The following is a 19,948-nucleotide window of genomic DNA, read 5'->3' on the forward strand; positions in this document are numbered from 1 at the left end:
GCTTATTGATGGTTTTTTTTTAGGTACGGAATTTGCTGATTACCTTAATAGATATGGGAGTATGGAAATTAATGTAAAGTTATTAAGGGATAGAGGGATAACTAGTGATGGTTAAAGTATGGTTTTTTTTAATAGTCAGCCTTTGTATACCTAATATGGTTCATTCTTGCGTGTTGAGAATATCTAAAAGCATTAATCATCATAATCTTCCTTTTTTATTTGGAATAACGAACTATGACAATGAATTTATTGCAATAGGTGGTGTAAAACCAACTATTTATACATTTAATGAAAACGTCGAAATTAAAGCCAGTAAAGAAATAATAGATAACTTTTATGGGTTTGAAATTAAAGATATAAGTATCCAAAAGTTTAATAATAAAAATAATATCATATTCATTCTTAATGAATATAACGGAAAAAATACTGGTATGGTATATACGCTAGAAGGGAAACAAGAATTATATAGAGAATTATCTCTTTTATATAAAAAGTTAGCGATTAAAACGAAACTTTCATCAGGTAAAAATATTAATATATCTGGAATGGTGAGTGATGAAAATAATGTTTATCTAATAACAAATTCAAGCAATAATAACGATTTTTTATTTTCAATTGCTAAAACTAAATTTGAAAATTACATAATAAACAATCATCTTTCACTAGATGATATTTACGCTTATCCCGTTGACTTACCAATTAAAAATGGAATTAAGGCTCAGCTTTCTTCTATTGCTATTGATGAAGAAGAAAATGCTTTATATGTTACAGCTACCGTCAATGGTGAAAATGATATTTTAGGGAATTATTATGGTTCGATTTATTTGGAATATATTAAACCTAGTAGAGCTATAAAATTGAATTATGACGCAATAGAAATTAAGTATGATAAACAACCATTATTAGAAAAAATAAAATCTATTGCTGTAATGTCTAATAATAATAAAGAGATAAAAGGAATACTATTATCTCAGAATCGAGATGGCACCAGTAAAGTATTTGATTTTACGTTTAAAAAATAACGGCATTATTGTTTTTAGCTGAGAATGTTTTTATTAATGTGTGCTGGTGTTAATAAATAATTAGTGAATCAGTGGTCTCAAATATATATGTAGGTTGATTATGTTGAAAAAAAATATAACACATCAATTTCATCGAATAGTGATAGATCTAGTATTATGTTTGGCTGTTTTTGCTAGCCTTTTATTTTCTATATCAGCCCATGCTTCTCATTGGCGTGGCGGTGCTATGACCTGGGTTTCTAGTGCTATGGATCCTGATGGTATAAAAAATGATGTCACAATAACGATGAAAACTGCATGTCGAGTTGGTGCTAGTTGTCAATCTGCAGGTTCATTAACGACTCCGGGATTAACAAAAACCAGTTCAACACAAATAACTGATCAAACTGTGAACGGGGCTTATCGGTTACAAATATTTGAACATGTCGTCAAAAATTTAGATTTAAATACAACCTATAATCCCTATTATAATTCTGGTGCTCGAATTGGGGCACTTTTAAATAATGCTAATGGTAGTTGGAGTATACAATCAACGATTTTATTAAAAAATGGTAATCGTTCTCCATTAATTGACATGCCAATTTTATATCAAGTCCCACAAAAATATACTGATGGTTCAACATTGGTTAATTATACGAAATTAATTCCTGCTTTAGATCCTGATGGCGATACGATTAAATTTAGAATGGCTAATAATTCTGAATTAGGTGGAGGTAGTAGTGCCAATGCGCCTGGTATGTCTATTGATGAAAATTCAGGTTTATTAACATGGACAAATTCAGGAAATATGACAGCAGGTTTGTACAGTGCTGGTATTGTTGTTGAAGATTATGATGAAAACGGCGTTCTTAAATCAAAAACGCATTTTGATATTATGTGGGAGCTTAAAGGGGTTGCTGAGTTAGCTGATTATACTGGGTATCCAAGTGATGAAGTTGTGGTTAAAAAAGGAGACGATTATTCATTCACTATTACTGGAACTAATATAGAGGTACTGAGCCTTGGTGATTTTAATGGCGCATTAACAGAGCCGACGCCGAATACATTTACTTTTACACCTGGTCCTGTTGGTACTGGCTTAGCTCCAGGCATTTATCCAATGACATTCCAAGTTATAGATACAACAGGTACTTATACTGATAGTTATTTTACAGTAACTTATATTGTTCCAGATCCTCTAGCACCAGAATTACATGATATTCATGGTGATTTTTCGGGGTATTTTTCCGGTGATCTTGTTCAGCTGGATGTTAGTAATGATGCCACATCAACAGATATAGATAGTACCCACTATAATACCGGTCAACTTAAAATTACTCCGAGCTATAAAGATTCGGCTAATGAAAGGGTTTATATTAATTCCACTGGTGACGGGGTTGGTCAAATACGCCACGATACGGTTAATGGTAATGTTTATTTTGAAGGTAATTTAATTGGTACCGTTGATCCAACTAAAGATGGTGACGGGGCTGCATTACAAATAAATTTCACGACAGATGATGCAACACCAGCAGCGACTGGCGCATTAATGCGCTCAATTTACTTTCAAGATAACAGCGGGGTTTCTGGTAATCGAAAAGTTAGCTTATATATTGTTGATGATACTGGACTCAGTAATATTTATGCTGCAAATGTGAGTGCTGTGCTATCTGATACGGGAGATGCGTTATTAACGGGAGATCATGCCTACCATGCAGAAAAAGATTCAGATAAGAATTCAAGTGTCGATTTACGTTTAGGCACATTATGGGATGGTGATGGTGGCCTGAAGAATATATTAGCAAATGCTGATGATAACGATGGCACCGATGACGAAGATGGCGTTATTTTTCCGGCTTTTGGCAATCTAGTGGGTTCGACATTCAATTTATTGATCAATATTCAACAAGAATTCGATAATGGACGTCAAATACATGCTTGGATTGATTTTGATGGTAATGGTGTTTTAAACAATACGACTGAAAAAATCATTACTGATATAAGTGCAATCGAAGGCGATAATAGTTATCCGATTACGATCCCCAATAATGCAAAACTAGGTAATCGTTATTTACGCGTTCGTTTATGTAGTAGTGGTGAAGCATGTAACACTCAAGGTGGAAAAACCTATGATGGAGAAGTAGAAGATCATCTTATCAGGATAGGTGATGTTGATTTTGGTGATGCGCCAGATACCACTGCATCAACGGGGGCGGATGATTATTTAACCCTTGATAGTAATGGCGGTCCATATCAATTTGTGCATCCTGATCTTTATATTGGTTCAACTGCTCCAGATGCTGATCAAGGTATATTGCAAGATGCCACCGCAACAGCAGATAATCTTGATAGTACAGATGATGAAAGTGGGTTGAATCTTATACCCATTCAAAATTTATCGACTGATTATAAACTTTATATCCCCACAACCAATAATACTGGTGCTACAGCAACATTAATTGGTTGGATTGATTTTAATAATAATGGTCAGTTTGAAGATTCAGAAGGGCAAATAGCTTCAGTGCCTTCAGGTGTTACTCAAGTTAATACCGAGTTAGAATGGAATGCTATTTCTCCAAGTAATCAGCCTTATTTATTTATACGTTTACGTTTAATTGATCGAGCTGTAACAAATATTACTGAAGTATCTTCTCTAGGCCCTGATGGCTTAGGTGAAATTGAAGATCATCAAATTTTAATGAATGATATTGATTTAGGTGATGCACCAGATAGTTATGGCATAGATCCGTCTTTAGGTGGGGCTTATCATTTAATTAAAAACACTACCGATTTATACCTTGGCGATTCAACCATTGATAATGATACTAATGCCCAAGCATCTTCTGATGCATTAGGCGATGATATTAGTGGCAGTGATGATGAAAATGGTGTGACATCAATTCTCATGCCAATTCCATTAGGAAGTACTTCATATGCTGTTGAATTAAACCTTAAAAATATGACGGGTAATCCTGCTTATTTAGTGGGTTGGATTGATGCTAATAGAAATGGAGTATTTGATGCGATTGAAGGAAAGGTTGATACGATTTCAACAGGGCAAGATGGGACTTATACGTATACATTTAATGTTGATCAATTACGCTATTTAATTCCTGGGCAGAGTTTTTTCCGCTTTCGTTTATCAACAGATCCTCTCTCTGTTACCGATAGCAATGGCGTAGCGAGTGATGGCGAAGTCGAGGATTATAATGTTTTATTAGGTGGTGGGGATTTTGGTGATTTGCCTGATACTTCCAGTGCCACTGCTGCAAATAACTATCAAACGGATTTTGTCAATAATGGTCCATATCATAGCATTGATGCATTATCGAGTTTGTATTTAGGTACGCAAGCTCCTGATGCTGATATAACTTCTTTACAATCGATTAATGCTGATGGCGATAACCTCGATAATATTAATGATGAGGATGGGTTACTCTCTAAAATATTGCCAGTATTGTCGAATGGCGCAGGTTACCAAGCAAATGTTTCCGTCACTAATAATTCAGGAAAAAATGCTTATTTATATGCATGGATTGATTGGGATAGAGATGGCAGTTTTGAACCTGATGAATTAATTCAACAATCAGTCACACAGCCTTATGGTGTGCAATTTATTCCGGCAAACAGTGGCACACAAACTTATGCCTTGAGTTGGCTAAATGATGTCGCTACTGTCAATAATCGAACTTATGGGGTACGTCTACGTGTAACAACTGAAGTGCTAACTGATGATACAGCAACGACAACTATTGATGAACGATCGCTAGGATTAGCGCCTGATGGTGAAGTTGAAGATTATTATCTTACTGCTAATAATATTGATTTAGGTGATGCGCCTGATAGTTATAAGACTCTGATACTAAGTGATGGGCCGGGTCATGCCTATGTCAGTAATTTATATCTTGGTGCTTCAACGATTGATCATGATGTAACGACGGTGCCGAGCATACAGAGTAATAGTGATGATATAACAGGCAGTGATGATGAAACGGGTATAGATCAACCGATTCCAATTTTACCATTAAGTGCAACCTCATTTAGTATTGATCTTTCTGCCTATAACCAATCTGGTTCAACGGCGACATTAATTGCTTGGTTAGATAAAAATCAAGATGGTGAATTTAGTGCGAGTGAAGTTGTTGATGAATTACATGTTGCCGCTAACAATACGCCATTTTTAAATGCCTCTTTTAGCTCTGATAATTATCCATCAGGCAGTAATAATAAAACCGATAAAATAACTTTAACTTGGAATAATCTGACAGGATTAAACATCGGCAATATGGTGTTACGTGTTCGAATTGCTAATACCAGTTTAACGGCCAACGATTGGTTTGGCTTTGCTGATGGTGGTGAAGTTGAAGATTATACTGTGTATGTCGGTAATTTTGATTTTGGTGATGCTGCTGATAGTGGAGCCAATGCGAATTCAACCAGTAATTATCGGACAACGCTAGCAGATGGTGGTCCTTATCATGGATTATCAAGCTCCTTGTTTATGGGGGCGAGTATGCCTGATGGTGAAGCTGATGCTAATAATTCTGTCGGGGCAGCTAAAGCTGATGGTGATGATAATACTGCAAGTGCAGATGAAGATGGGGTTCAACTTGCGCCGTTAGATAATAGTCCGGCGCCGACTAGTTATACCACGAAAGTAAACGTAACGAATACAGGCACTCAAAGTGCGACTTTATATGGTTGGATCGATTGGGATAAGAATGGCCACTTTGATGGTGATGAAGCGACAAGTGTTGTTGTACCTGCTGGCACCACAGCCCAAGATATTGACTTAACTTGGACTAGTTTTACCGGCATCAGCGCTGGCGATACCGTTGCTAGATTCCGCTTAACTACCGATACCTTAACCAATAGTCAAACTAACCAAACGTTAGAAGATACCCGTTCATTTGGTGGTGTATCGGATGGTGAAGTTGAGGATCATAGTCTTTACATTGGTAATCAAGATCTCGGTGATGCACCTGACAGTTATCAAACCTTGAGCAGTAACAATGGTCCATTCCATGGGCTTGGTAAATACAGCACACTTTTCTTGGGTAATACCTCTGTCAATGAAGGCGATACCGATGGCTATCCAACGGCTGATGCAAGCGGTGATGATAGTAGTACCACAACAGATGATGAACAAGGGTTAGTGCAGCCATTAGCCTTAGTGTCAGCGAGTGCAACGAGCTATAGCGTTGATCTAAAATATAAAAACTCAACAGGCAGTGATGCAACTTTAATCGCTTGGTTAGATACCAATCAAGATGGTCAATTTAGTGCAACTGAGGTGGTTGATACCATCGATGGTAATCCATTTGCTATCAATAACGTGCCTAATAATAGTAATTTCACAACGGATGCAAATGCTAAAACATTAATGTGGAATGGCATTAGTGGATTAACTCAAGGTGGCATGGCATTACGTATTCGTATTGCGAATCAGCCTTTAACTGCCGATGATTGGATGGGCGGCGCTATCACGGGTGAAGTCGAAGATTACATGGTGTATATCGGCGACTTTGATTTTGGTGATGCCGCTGACAGCGGTGCCAATGCGAATTCAACCAGTAATCATCGAACAACATTAGCCGATGGTGGCCCTTACCATGGATTATCAAGCACCTTGTTTATGGGGGCGAGTATGCCTGATGGTGAAGCTGATGCTAATAATTCTGTTGGGGCAGCTAAAGCTGATGGTGATGATAATACTGCGAGTGCAGATGAAGATGGGGTTCAACTTGCGCCGTTAGATAACAGTCCGGTGCCGACTAGCTATACCACGAAAGTGAATGTCACGAATACGGGTACTCAAAGTGCGACTTTATACGGGTGGATTGATTGGGATAAGAATGGTCATTTCGATGGTGATGAAGCGACAAGTGTTGTTGTACCTGCTGGCACTACAGCCCAAGATATTGACTTAACTTGGACTAGTTTTACCGGTATTGGTGCTGGCGATACCGTTGCCCGATTCCGTTTAACCACCGATACCTTAACCAATAGTCAAACGAATCAAACGTTAGAAGATACTCGTTCATTTGGCGGCGCATCGGATGGTGAAGTTGAGGATCATAGTCTTTACATTGGTAATCAAGATCTCGGTGATGCACCAGACAGTTATCAAACCTTGAGCAGTAGTAATGGTCCATTCCATGGGCTTGGTAAATACAATACACTTTTCTTGGGTAATACCTCTGTCAATGAAGGTGATACCGATGGCTATCCAACGGCTGATGCCAGTGGTGATGACAATAGTACCACAACGGATGATGAACAAGGGTTAGTGCAACCGTTAGCCTTAGTGGCAGCGAGTGCAACGAGCTATAGCGTTGATCTGAAATATAAAAATTCAACAGGCAGTGATGCAACTTTAGTCGCTTGGCTAGATACCAACCAAGATGGCCAATTTAGCGCAACTGAGGTGGTTGATACCATCGATGGTAATCCATTTGTTATCAATAACGTGCCTAACAATAGTAATTTCACAACGGATGCAAATGCTAAAACATTAGTGTGGAATGGCATTAGTGGATTAACCCAAGGTGGCATGGCATTGCGTATTCGTATTGCGAATCAGCCTTTAACTGCCGATGATTGGATGGGCGGTGCTATCACGGGTGAAGTCGAAGATTACATGGTGTATATCGGCGACTTTGATTTTGGTGATGCCGCTGACAGCGGTGCCAATGCTAATTCAACCAGTAATTATCGCACAACGTTAGCAGATGGTGGTCCTTATCATGGATTATCCAATACCTTATTTATGGGGATCGGTATGCCGGATGGTGAAGCTGATGCTAATAACTCTGTCGGGGCTGCTAAGGCTGATGGTGATGATAATACTGCGAGTGCAGATGAAGATGGGGTTCAACTTGCGTCGTTAGATAACAGTCCGGTGCCGACTAGCTATACCACGAAAGTGAATGTCACGAATACGGGTACTCAAAGTGCGACCTTATACGGGTGGATTGATTGGGATAAGAATGGTCATTTTGATGGTGATGAAGCGACAAGTGTTGTTGTCCCTGCTGGTACTACCGCCCAAAATATTGATTTAACCTGGACTAGTTTTACCGGTATTGGTACTGGCAATACCGTTGCCCGATTCCGTTTAACCACCGATACCTTAACCAATAGCCAAACGAATCAAACGTTAGAAGATACCCGTTCATTTGGCGGCGCATCGGATGGTGAAGTTGAGGATCATAGCATTTATATTGGTGACTATGATTTTGGTGATGCACCAGATAGCTATCAAACAACAACGGCATCTCAAGGTCCAGCTCACGGCTTAATAAATAAATCAACACTCTATATTGGTACTAATACTATTGATGCTGAAGCTGATGGTTATGCGAGTGATAATGCCGCTGGTGATGATACTAATGGTAGTGATGATGAAAATGGTATTACTCAAATATTGCCAATTTTATCGACTAGCACAACCTCGTTTAATACCACTATTGCTGTGCGTAATTCAACAACATCAGGCGTTGATGCTACTTTAATTGCATGGTTAGATACCAATCAAGATGGTGCCTTTAACGCTAATGAAGTTGTTGATTTTATTGACTATGATAGTAGTGGTAATAGTGCATTTAATACGGATAATATTCAGTATAATAGTGCGAATAAAGATGTGATATTAACATGGAATAACCTCTCGAGTTTATCTCGAGGCTCTATGGCATTACGTATTCGTTTAAGCCACGATCAATTAACGGCGGATGATTGGTATGGTGTCGCAACTGATGGTGAAGTAGAAGATTATATTATCTTAGTGGGGGATGTTGATTACGGTGATGCACCGGATACAGGCGCAAATGTCGGATCGGATAATTATCGCACTACTTTAAGTGATGATGGCCCGCGTCATATTATATCTTCTGATTTATTTATGGGTACGGTAGCCACTGACTTTGAATCAGGTGCCGTAACGCCGCTTCCATTTGCATTTGTCGATGATAATAACGGCAATAGTGATGAAGATGGGCTGGTCTATGGACCATTATCAACGACGCAAACCGAATTTAATGCAACGGTAACCGTTACCAATAGTAGTAGTGTGAATGCCTACCTGTACGCTTGGATTGATTTTGATCGTAATGGTCGTTTTGATCGTGATGAGTTTAGCGCGAATGATGTGATCACAATTGCAGCTGGTAGCGCGGGGAGTACCGAGTTATTACAGTGGACCAGTATGTCTGGACGGAGCAACAACACTGATGTTTACATGCGGGTTCGGCTTACTCATGAGTTGTTAACTGACAGTGTGACAGGTGCAAACGAAGACCCTCGTAGTTATGGTGCTGTATCATCAGGTGAAGTCGAGGATCATTGGGTACAAGTAACGAATAATGCTGATAAAGGTGATTTACCTGATAGCTATTCTACTTCAGATGCCTTGGGTGGGCCGTGGCACTACAGCAGTACACAAATAAAAATAGGCGTACAAGCAACAGATGCTGAAACATTAAGCCAAGCGACATCAGTAGCAAATGGTGATGATGTGAATGGTGATGATGAAGATGCGACTATTAGTGATAGTGTTGCAGGCGCAACTGATTACAGCACCACAATAGCAGTAACAAATAATAGTTTAGGGCCTATTTATTTAAATGCGTGGGTAGATTGGAATCTAAATGGCAGTTTTGAAGCAGCTGAACATTATTCAGATACAGTGGCAGCAACGGCTACTTCAAAAACCTTAACCTGGACGGGCTTAACGGCATTAATCACGGGTCATTATCCAATACGGATTCGGTTAGGTGATGTTGCGTTAACGAGTAGTGGATTTGTCGGTTACGGTGGTGATGGTGAAGTTGAAGATCATCTTATACAAGTATTACCTGTTGTGTTAAGTGGAGAATCGGCACCTTCCGTTGATTATGGTGATGCGCCCGCTAGTTATGGTACTTATGATGTTGATAACGGAGCGAAACATACCCTTTCTGCCGGATTATTTATTGGCGCAACTGATCCTGATGTTGATATAAATGGTCAACCATCAATAAATGCAGATGCTGATGATCTAACCGATACTAATGATGAAGATATAACACTTACTAAAGTGTTATCACCATCGATGTCGAATTGGGATATCGACGTTATTGTAAATAATAATTTAGGTAGTGCTGCAACATTATATGGGTGGATTGATTATGATCGGGATGGTGTATTTGAAGCCGCTGAATTTACTTCTGTTGCAGTACCTAATAGTGGAACGGTTAATCTTGCTTGGAGTGGATTAACAGGAGGTACTGTTGGTCAAACATATATTCGTTTAAGATTAACCACTGATGATTTAAATGTGACTCAACCTGATTTACCAGCAACGAATGTCGATGAGCGTTCATTAGGCGGCGCAACAAACGGTGAAGTTGAAGATATTAGTCATAAAATAACCTTCCATCTACTTATTCAACAGAATGCTGGGTCGTTTGAGTATCGGATTGAAGGTAATAGTAGTAATTATGATGTTATTGGCGTATTTGAAAATAAATACGGTATCGGTAATGTTACTTATGAGCAATTAGTACCAACAGACGATATTACTACTGACTTTACTTTGACAGATTACCAAATGGTAATGTATCAGCATGATAGAACCAATAGTACCAGTAATGATAGCCGCGCTGAACTTGATGCATTAATCGCTTACCGTGACCAAGGTGGAATATTACTGACTATTGCAGAGGGGGGAATATTCACAGATTCACCTGAGCGACTCAATGCTTATATTCTTCAACAGATGGGCTTCCCAGGGGCTTCTGCTACAGCTTTTGCTGATTATGCTCGCGGTAGATATTTACCAACTTTCCATCCATCAACTTCGGCAGGCGCACTTGCTCAAATATCACCTGTTGATACGACAAATTCATTATCCACAGTAAAAGGTATTGATCATCGAAGCATCTTATATACCACACCTGATGTTAGTGGTTCGTGTAATGATATTGAAGCGATGGCATGGTTAATTCCTTATAACCCAACCTCAACGGGAGGATATGACTTCCCTAAAGCTGATGTTGGTCCTTATATCGGTTCTGGAGAGCGTCAATTCTTCTTCACGCCGAACTATTGGAATTATAATGCGGCGGTATATCAAGAGGTTGCTAATTTTGCTTATGATTATTATGAAGACGCGTCTGCATTTAATGCTCGTAATAACTGGTTAAATGATCCAAGTAAAGTTAATTCTCTTTGTTCTGTAATTGAAGTTGATTTTGGTGATGCTCCTGATGTTGATTTAAATACGAGCCAAGGAAACTACACCACAGCTAATCAATTTAATGGTCCTAATCATCTCAATAATGGGGATGTGTATATAGGCTTAGCGCCAACCTTAGAAACTGATGCCTATGCTACGGTTGCAGCAGATGGTGATATGGATGATGGGGTGACACTTACGCCAGCATTCAGTGGTGAAAATACTTATAGCGTGACTGTTAATGCAACTAATAATACATCAACAGCTGCTAATTTAGTGGCGTGGTTTGATTTTAATCGTAATGGTCAATTTGAAGTATCAGAGGGAATGACGCAAGTTGTACCACCTAATACAATCGCAAAAGATTACCCATTCACCTTTACGTTAGGCGGTAATCTTGCAGCGAATAATTATTACGCTCGTTTTAGAATTTCAACTGATTCATTAACAACAGCCAGCGAATTAGGCGCTGCTAGTGATGGTGAGGTCGAAGATTATCTTATTGTTGGTGTGGCATCAGGTCTTTATGATGGTGGTGATGCTCCTGATTCTTACATGACTTCATTTGCAAGTGGTGGTCCATATCATGTGCAAACCAATAATCTGTTTATGGGCCAAAAAGCCAATGTCCAATACCCTGATATTGAATCACCAATACCAAGTATCGGTGCTAATAGTGACGATAATAACGGAAATGATGATGAAGACGGCTTACAACTGCCTCCACTATTCGTCGGAGATAGTGAATATACCTTACAGGCACTAGGACGTAGTGTAATAGGCACTGGCAAGACTGCAAAAATAGTCGTGTGGGTGGATTGGGATCGCAGCGGTACTTTTGATCCTAATGAGGGGAAAATTTATGATGGTATTCCTCATAGTGGAAGTTACACTCATGCTGATTTTACATGGACTGGGTTAAATATTACTGCAGGTGATTATTATGTTCGCGCTCGTATTATGCCAAGCACTGATGCGATTGATGAAACGATGCCTGGTGGTTATGCCTCACTCGGTGAAGTAGAAGATCACGTTATTACTGTGTCACCATCATCATTGACGTCTAGTGGATGTAACAGTGAAACCTTCATGTCACATAATTTCCGTGACTTCAATAATGATGGTTGGTTAATCAACGGCTTAGTCTCAAATGATCCTTATACTGTAAATTCTGCAATAATGCGAAATCGCGGTTTTTATGTCGTTGCTGATGCGAATTGGGATGTTACCTTAAAACGCCGAATTGAAACACGCGCGGGTGATATCATTAAAGTCAATGTATGGGTTGGGCAGTTAGGCAGTAATGTAAATGATTACTTTGAAATTTTCCTTGATAATGTATCAATTGGAACTGTTGCTAGTACGACGATGACGGGGGGTCATGAAGCCCCACAACAAGTGTTTGTTCAGGGAGTTGCACCAAGCAATAATATGGAATTGACCTTATTAATGCATCATCAACTACCTGGGAATAATGATTACAACGTCACTGATATTACGGTTGAGCGTATTGGTGCTGGTGGGTGTACTTATGATTATGGTGATGCGCCAGATACCTATTTAACCTTAGATGCCAGTGTTGGTGCTCGTCATGTAGTGACTGGTACCAATGGTTATATTAGTAACATGATGTTAGGTACAGAGCGTGATGCTGAAAGCGATGGTATTCCGAATGTAGCTGCTGATGGTGATGATACTGATGGCACCACTGATGATGAAGATATTGTTGTTCCAGCGTCGATTGTGGCATTAGCATCAACTGATATCGATTATGTTGTTAGTGGTAGTAATGGCTTCCTTAATGTATGGGTTGATGCCGATATCGATGGTGAGTTTATTACCTCGGGTGAACATATCATTCAAGATCAAGCGGTGAATGTAGGCTCAAATAATATTGCGACCTTAGTTCCTTATCTAGGAGTGACAGGGGCTAGCTACTTACGTATTCGAGTATGTGAATCAGAAAATAATTGTAATTCTCCAAGTGGGTTTGCTGAAGGCGGTGAAGTCGAAGATCACGTCATAACAATTACAGCACCGAATCTTGACTTTGGTGATGCGCCAGATACAGGTTCAGGTATTGGCCTTGGTAATTACCGAACATTATTTAATTTAGACCCGTTAGATTCCGGTCCTTATCATTCTCCTGACGTTGATTTGTATTTAGGTGCATTGAGCGCTGATAGTGAAAGCGGAACAGCAGCTAATATTCCAGCGTCTGGTGATAACGCAACTGGTACAAATGATGAAGACGGTATCGCAATATCACCATTATTAGTCACTAATATTAATTACAGCGTGACCGGATCCGTAACGAATACAACGGGTAATGATGCCTATCTTTATGTATGGATTGATTGGGATAGTAATGGCAGCTTTGATAAGGATGAACTTGTTGATAGCGGGGTTATTACTGTTACGGGTAATACAACTAACCAACCTCAAACATTACCATGGACAACTCTACCAACATTAACCAATGGCGATACTTACTACTTACGTGCTCGTATTACTTCTGATGTATTAGATGATAGTGCGACAGGTAGCGATGAAGATCCGCGTTCTCTTGGTATGGCAACTAATGGTGAAGTTGAAGATCACCGTATTGTTGTTGGTGATGTAGATTATGGTGATGCGCCTGATAGCTACAATACTTCAAGTGCAAATCAAGGTGCTTATCATGTGGTATCAACAAACCTTTATTTAGGTGATCAAGTTGGTGATACTGAAGTCAATGCTGTTCCTGATAAACTTGCGCGCAGTGATGATAGTAATACCAGTCCTGATGATGAAGATGGTATTAATATCCTAAGACCAATTCCACTCGATGCTATTGATTACAGCACGATAGTTGAAGTGACGAATAATACGGGTCATCCTGCAACATTATCGGCGTGGATCGATTTTAATCAAGATGGAGCTTTTGATGCAACAGAAACACAATCAATTGTTATTGCTAATGGAACAAACCAAGACCAAGCGACTTTAACTTGGACCGGGTTAGGTGCTGTTGGTTTAACTAACGGTATGACTTATATCCGTTTACGTATTACGACAGATGCATTAAGTGATAGTGATTGGGCGGGCGGCGCGAGTGATGGTGAAGTCGAAGATTTCTTACTGGCAATCGGATTGGGCGATTTAGGTGATGCACCTGATTCTTATGGTACCGATAGGGTAAATGTTGCGGGTGAAATAAGTGGCGCAATGCATATTGTTGAGCCAACGGCTGTGGTTTATCTTGGTGCTGTTGCTCCTGATGAAGAAGCGGATGGCTTTGTTGATGGTATTGATAATTACGGTAATGCAACTGATGACGATGTTGCAGCAGATGACGAAGAAGGTGTCACAATTCCAACAATTATTACTGCTCAGCCAAGCGTTCCTGTTCAGTTAATCACCCGTGTACATACTGATGCTAATGCGACATTACATGGTTGGATTGATTTTAACCGTAATGGTGTGTTTGATGTAAGTACAGAATCAGCAACTTCAGTGTCATTAATAGCAGCAGATAACAATACCGATAAAACCCTTTCTTTTGCTGTTCCTAGTGATGTATTAACTGGAATTAGTTATTTACGAGTACGTATTTGTCGTGATAGTACCGATTGTTCAACCCCGCATGGATTGGCAGATGATGGTGAAGTCGAAGATTATCAAGTTAATCTAGAAGTTGAATATGATTATGGTGATGCTCCTGAGAATATGGGCTTTAAGACCCTTGAAGCGAATGGTGCTCCTCGACATGCGACAGGAAGTTCATATATCTATTTAGGTACTGTTGTTGGAGATGCTGATAGCGATGGGTTCGGTGATGGTAGTGATGATAATGGTGATGCAACCGATGACGATGTCAAAGGGGTTAGTCCTAGTGATGAAGACGCCTTTACATCGATCCCTACTTATTCTCGAGGATCTGGAACGTTAGCATTAACGGTTATCTGTAATGATCATGATGGCAGTAATGACCTAGGCGCAACAGTCTATGGTTGGGTTGATTTTAACCTTAATAGTGATCTATCTGATTTAGGTGAATTTGCATCGGCTCCTTGTAATGATACTAATGCGACAGCCAATGGTACTGCAACGCTCAACTTTACCGTTGCTGACGATACCGGCTCTGGAGAGATGTATGTTCGGTTACGGATCACAAAAGATATATTAGCTCAGGAGGATATTAATCTTTCTGCTGGTGATGGTGAGATAGAAGATCATGCCATATCAACTAAAGATTATGGTGATGCACCAATGACGTATGTTGCTGGTGGAATGGCAAGTCACTATGTGCGTAGTAATTATATTGGCTCGGCAGTTGATGTTGATGAAAGTCATTATACCATTGCAGATGGTGATAATTTAGCTGTTGGTAGCGGTGGTAATGGCGATGATGAAACCGGTTCCACGATTAAGTTGTATAACCAGATTCAAAGTACTGGTTTAAATATGACGGGATCGAATATTGAATTAGATGTGACTCATGATGGTTATGTCTCTGTTTGGATAGACTGGAATAATGATGGTGACTGGAACGACAGTGATGAGCAATCGATAAATGATATGGCGGTAACTGCGGGTAATAACATTTTACCAATTTCAGCTTCAAGTGCGATGACTGGGACTGCGTTCTGGACACGAACGCGTTATTGTACGAATAGCAGTGATTGTAATACGGTTACTGGAATAGCAGATGATGGCGAAGTCGAAGATCACCGGATCGCGTTGACAGATTTGAGTTGTCTACCATTAGGTTCTCAATTCCGTATGGTGACGGGAGCTAATTCTTATGTCGATAATAGTACCAATGAGATTATTATTACTCCTGATGCAAATAGTCAACGTGGTGCGTTCTGGACTACCGACAAATTTGATTTAGCGTCGGCATTTAGAGTCCGTTTTGGTATTTACCTTGGTAGCAATGATGCTGGTGCTGATGGGGTTACCTTTACCTTACAAAATTCTCCTCTTGGTAATAACGCGATAGGTCAATTAGGTGGTGGATTAGGCTCTCAAGGGTTAGATCCTGCAATAACCATTGATTTTGATACTTATTATAATGGTGCGAGTTACCTTGATATTACTAATGATCACACCGCTATTTACGATCCAGCCTCAATACCATTTACTCGAATTGGGGCCACAACACATGATTTAGGTAATATCGAAGATGGTCAATATCATGAAGTTATTCTTGATTGGGATCCGACTACAAACATATTCACTTATTACTTTGATGGCATGCTAAAAGAAACCTTGACCCGTGATTTCATTAATCTTGATTTTAATGGTGATAGTAATGTTTATTACGGCTTTACTGGCGCGACGGGAGGAGCTAAGAATCTTCAGAAAGTGTGTATCCTAGAGCAAACTATTAGCTTTAGTGAATATGATTTAGGTGACGCACCTGATGTAGCGACTGGCTTTAGTAATGCTAATTACAACACCAAGAAAGATAATAATGGCGCTGCGCATTTACGTTATGATTTTGATGAAAATAACCAAGTTGATATTACCTTAGGTACAGAGTGGGATACTGATGATGGTACCTTACAAAACACTGCCGCTACTGCAGATGATATAACCAATACTCCAAATGATGAAGATGGTGTCACGTTGAATACGACGATGAAACCAGGAACCAATGAAAATATCACGATCTCGACCACGTTGGATCCAGGGTCTGATTTAACCACGGTTAATGTCTATGCTTGGATTGATTGGGATCGTAATGGTGATTGGAGTGATGCTGGAGAGCAAATTGTTAGTGCCGCTGCGGTGACGGCGAACACGGGGTTAACCTATCCAGTGACGGTACCACCGGGTGCTAGCATGGGTTATACCTATATGCGGGTACGTGTTTGTTCTGGCACTGAATGTAATACCCCTGTCGGTGAGGCGCCAAATGGTGAAGTGGAAGATTACCGTATCTTTATCTCGGATTTGGTTACAACAGCAACTTGTGATCAGCTCTATGTAACGAAAGCGGTCACCGATCCTAATTATACCCTGACTGCTGTTACTCCAGTGCAGCCATTAAGTTTTATTTTCTCGAATATTAAAACTGGTTTGTCTATTAATGGATTGAATTCATTAGCTATTAAGCGTGATACTGGAATTTTGTATGCGACTTATCGTGACAGTAACCAACAGTTAGCATTGATAGCGACTGATACCTTAGGTACTAGCTTTATTCCTCTGGGTGTGATTCGTTCGCAAGGTACTTACACGATTAATTACATTAATGGTTCTACATCACAAACGGTTAATGCTGGTGATACCATAACAGTTGGTGGCTCATTTAGTTGGCCTAATACGGGTAGTTTATCTCGCGATGGTAGTGAGTATTATATTACTCATAGTCAGTGGGACAGTTATCTGGTTATTGATCTGGCAGCGATGACATTTGAAGTGAAACCTACCCCTGCGGTAATGATTGATACTGGTGCTGGCGCATTACATATTAGTGCTGATTGGGCTGTATCAGAAACTGATGGTCTGATTTATGCGGCAGATATTTCCGGTAATGGCTTTACTTATGGCTTTAATATGGTTGAAGCTGAGCCAACAGTGCCGAAGTTGTATGCATTAAATCCGGTAACGAATACCGCTACTGTTACGAACCTCAACTTCAATGGGGCGAAAGCACCGAACTTATGGAGTGGTTCAGTAGTAACCGATGATTTGAACCATCTTTATGTTCTGACTAATGGTGGCGATCATGATACGAATCGTAATGGTAGTTATGATGTATTTGATCAGGTCGGTTTATACCGAATTAACATGCTTACCAATGACGCTTCTTATGTTGTCGGTAGTGGTGATGGCTTCTTATCACAGCATGATGCCTCTGGTTGTATTGCCAGTGTTGATCGTGGCGATGCCCCTGAAACTTACGGTAAAGCAGGACACCGTAATCGTGATGTAGCACTCAGTGGTACTCCTGATTTGATTCTAGGTATGCGTTGGGATCCAGATATTCATGACTTCTTCAGTGATGATGCCACAGGCGATAATGTCACGGGTGAGGATGATGAAGAAGGTGTTGCGATGCCTGCCGATATTATTGTCTCAACCGCAACTGTTATCCCGATTACTATCAGTGATACTACTGGTAGCGGCGGTCGATTGAATATCTTTGTCGATTTAAATAATAACGGCGTCTTTACTGACCCTGGTGAATTAGTCCTTGATGATTACAGCGTTACCAATGGGGTGAATAATGTCCCAGTGACCCTGAATGCGGCATATACCAATGGTTATAATGGCGATACCTTTATTCGATTCCGCCTGTGTGATACTGCTGATGTTTGTGATACTGCAACAGGGCTGGTTGATAATGGTGAAGTGGAAGATTACCAATTTAATTTGATCAACCAAATTGTGCTTAATGGGTTGGTATTTGAAGATAATGGTAAAGGCGGGGTCACAGCGCATGACGGTAAGCAAGAAGGTGATGAACGAGGACTCGCTAACTTTGTTGTTAATGCTATTTATAAAGGCACAGGTATTAGTGGTTATGTGACCAATCAAGTGATTACTTCGACCGTGACGGGAGGCGATGGTAACTATACCTTAGTCATACCGGTTGAGTTGGCGGGTGAGCCGATTGAAGTGCAAGTGGTTAAACAAGCTGCGTGGGTTGATATTTCTGAATCAGATGTGACAGATCCAGCCTTGAATTTAGTCGGTAAAGTTATTAATAGCTCACTGACCGATAGTTTGATGCTAGTCACGGCGACAGCGGGTGATTACTTAACGAATATTGATTTTGGTAAAGTAACCGTTCCAACGTTAGAGCCGGATAACTACACGGAAACAGAGCCGGGTTTAGCAGTGCTGTTTAGCCATAAGTTTGATGTTGATACCAGTGGTGATGTTAGCTTTAGTATTAGCGATCAACAAGCGTCACCATCCGGTTACTCATGGAATGAGGTGCTATATTTCGATGCTAATTGTAATGGTGAATTAGATGCTGGTGTAGATGGCTTTGTGACTAATCCAACAGCGGTTAATGCTGATACCAATACCCAAGTGTGTATATTAGTGAAAGTGATAGTTCCTGGAGATGTGCCATTACATGCGGTGTATAATTATCAACTTAATGCCGACTTAGCTTTTGCCAATACCAGCGAAACCCGCCGAGTGAGTGATGTGGATACGATTAAAGTTAGCTTTAGTGGGGCTGGTGAACTTGAAATAGAGAAAACGGTGAAGAATATTACCACCAATGGTACTGAAGGCCGCAGTAATCAAGCGATACCGGGTGACGAGTTAGAATATAAAATTTACTTTATCAACAATGGTTCAGGCCCAATTACTACGATTAAGCTTTATGATGCAGTACCAGAGTACAGTTATTTATCTCAAGTTATTGGTTGCACATCGCCAGAGACATTATTGCCATCAAGTATAGTGAGTTGCTCAATCATAACGACCGACGGTACTAATGCCATGAGTTATGAGGGCGGTATAGAGTGGCAATTAGGGGGTACGTTAGCACCAGGTGAAAGTGGTTATGTAACCTATCGAGTAATAGTGAAATAAACGAATCGTTTAATAAAAAGCAAAATAAAAAGCAAAATAAAAATATAAGAAAGTCCTTAACAGTAGGTGATTAATATTACCTGCTTCTAAGGGCTTTTTTTTTGGCGTGATAATTGCTGTATTGACGGGAGTATCATCTATAGGGATTTGACATGTTAAGAATCAATAAAAATTGGGTAGTTATTGC

At 39.9% G+C, this 19,948-nt stretch carries 2 protein-coding genes; both read left to right on the forward strand.

What is annotated here, in order from left to right; translation table 11 throughout:
• The first annotated feature begins 107 nt into the window (after window positions 1-107).
• Window positions 108-1,022, forward strand: coding sequence for a DUF6929 family protein (locus PPBDW_RS20535; RefSeq protein ID WP_036792236.1), 915 nt, complete (start codon window positions 108-110; stop codon window positions 1,020-1,022).
• Between the two features lie 226 nt (window positions 1,023-1,248).
• Window positions 1,249-19,761 carry an L-type lectin domain-containing protein gene (locus tag PPBDW_RS20540; protein ID WP_156312914.1) on the forward strand — a complete coding sequence of 6,171 codons (18,513 nt, stop codon included), beginning with the start codon at window positions 1,249-1,251 and terminating at the stop codon, window positions 19,759-19,761.
• The last annotated feature ends 187 nt before the right edge of the window (window positions 19,762-19,948 follow it).

It is taken from the genome of Photobacterium kishitanii (assembly GCF_000613045.3).
Taxonomy (GTDB): Bacteria; Pseudomonadota; Gammaproteobacteria; order Enterobacterales; family Vibrionaceae; genus Photobacterium; species Photobacterium kishitanii.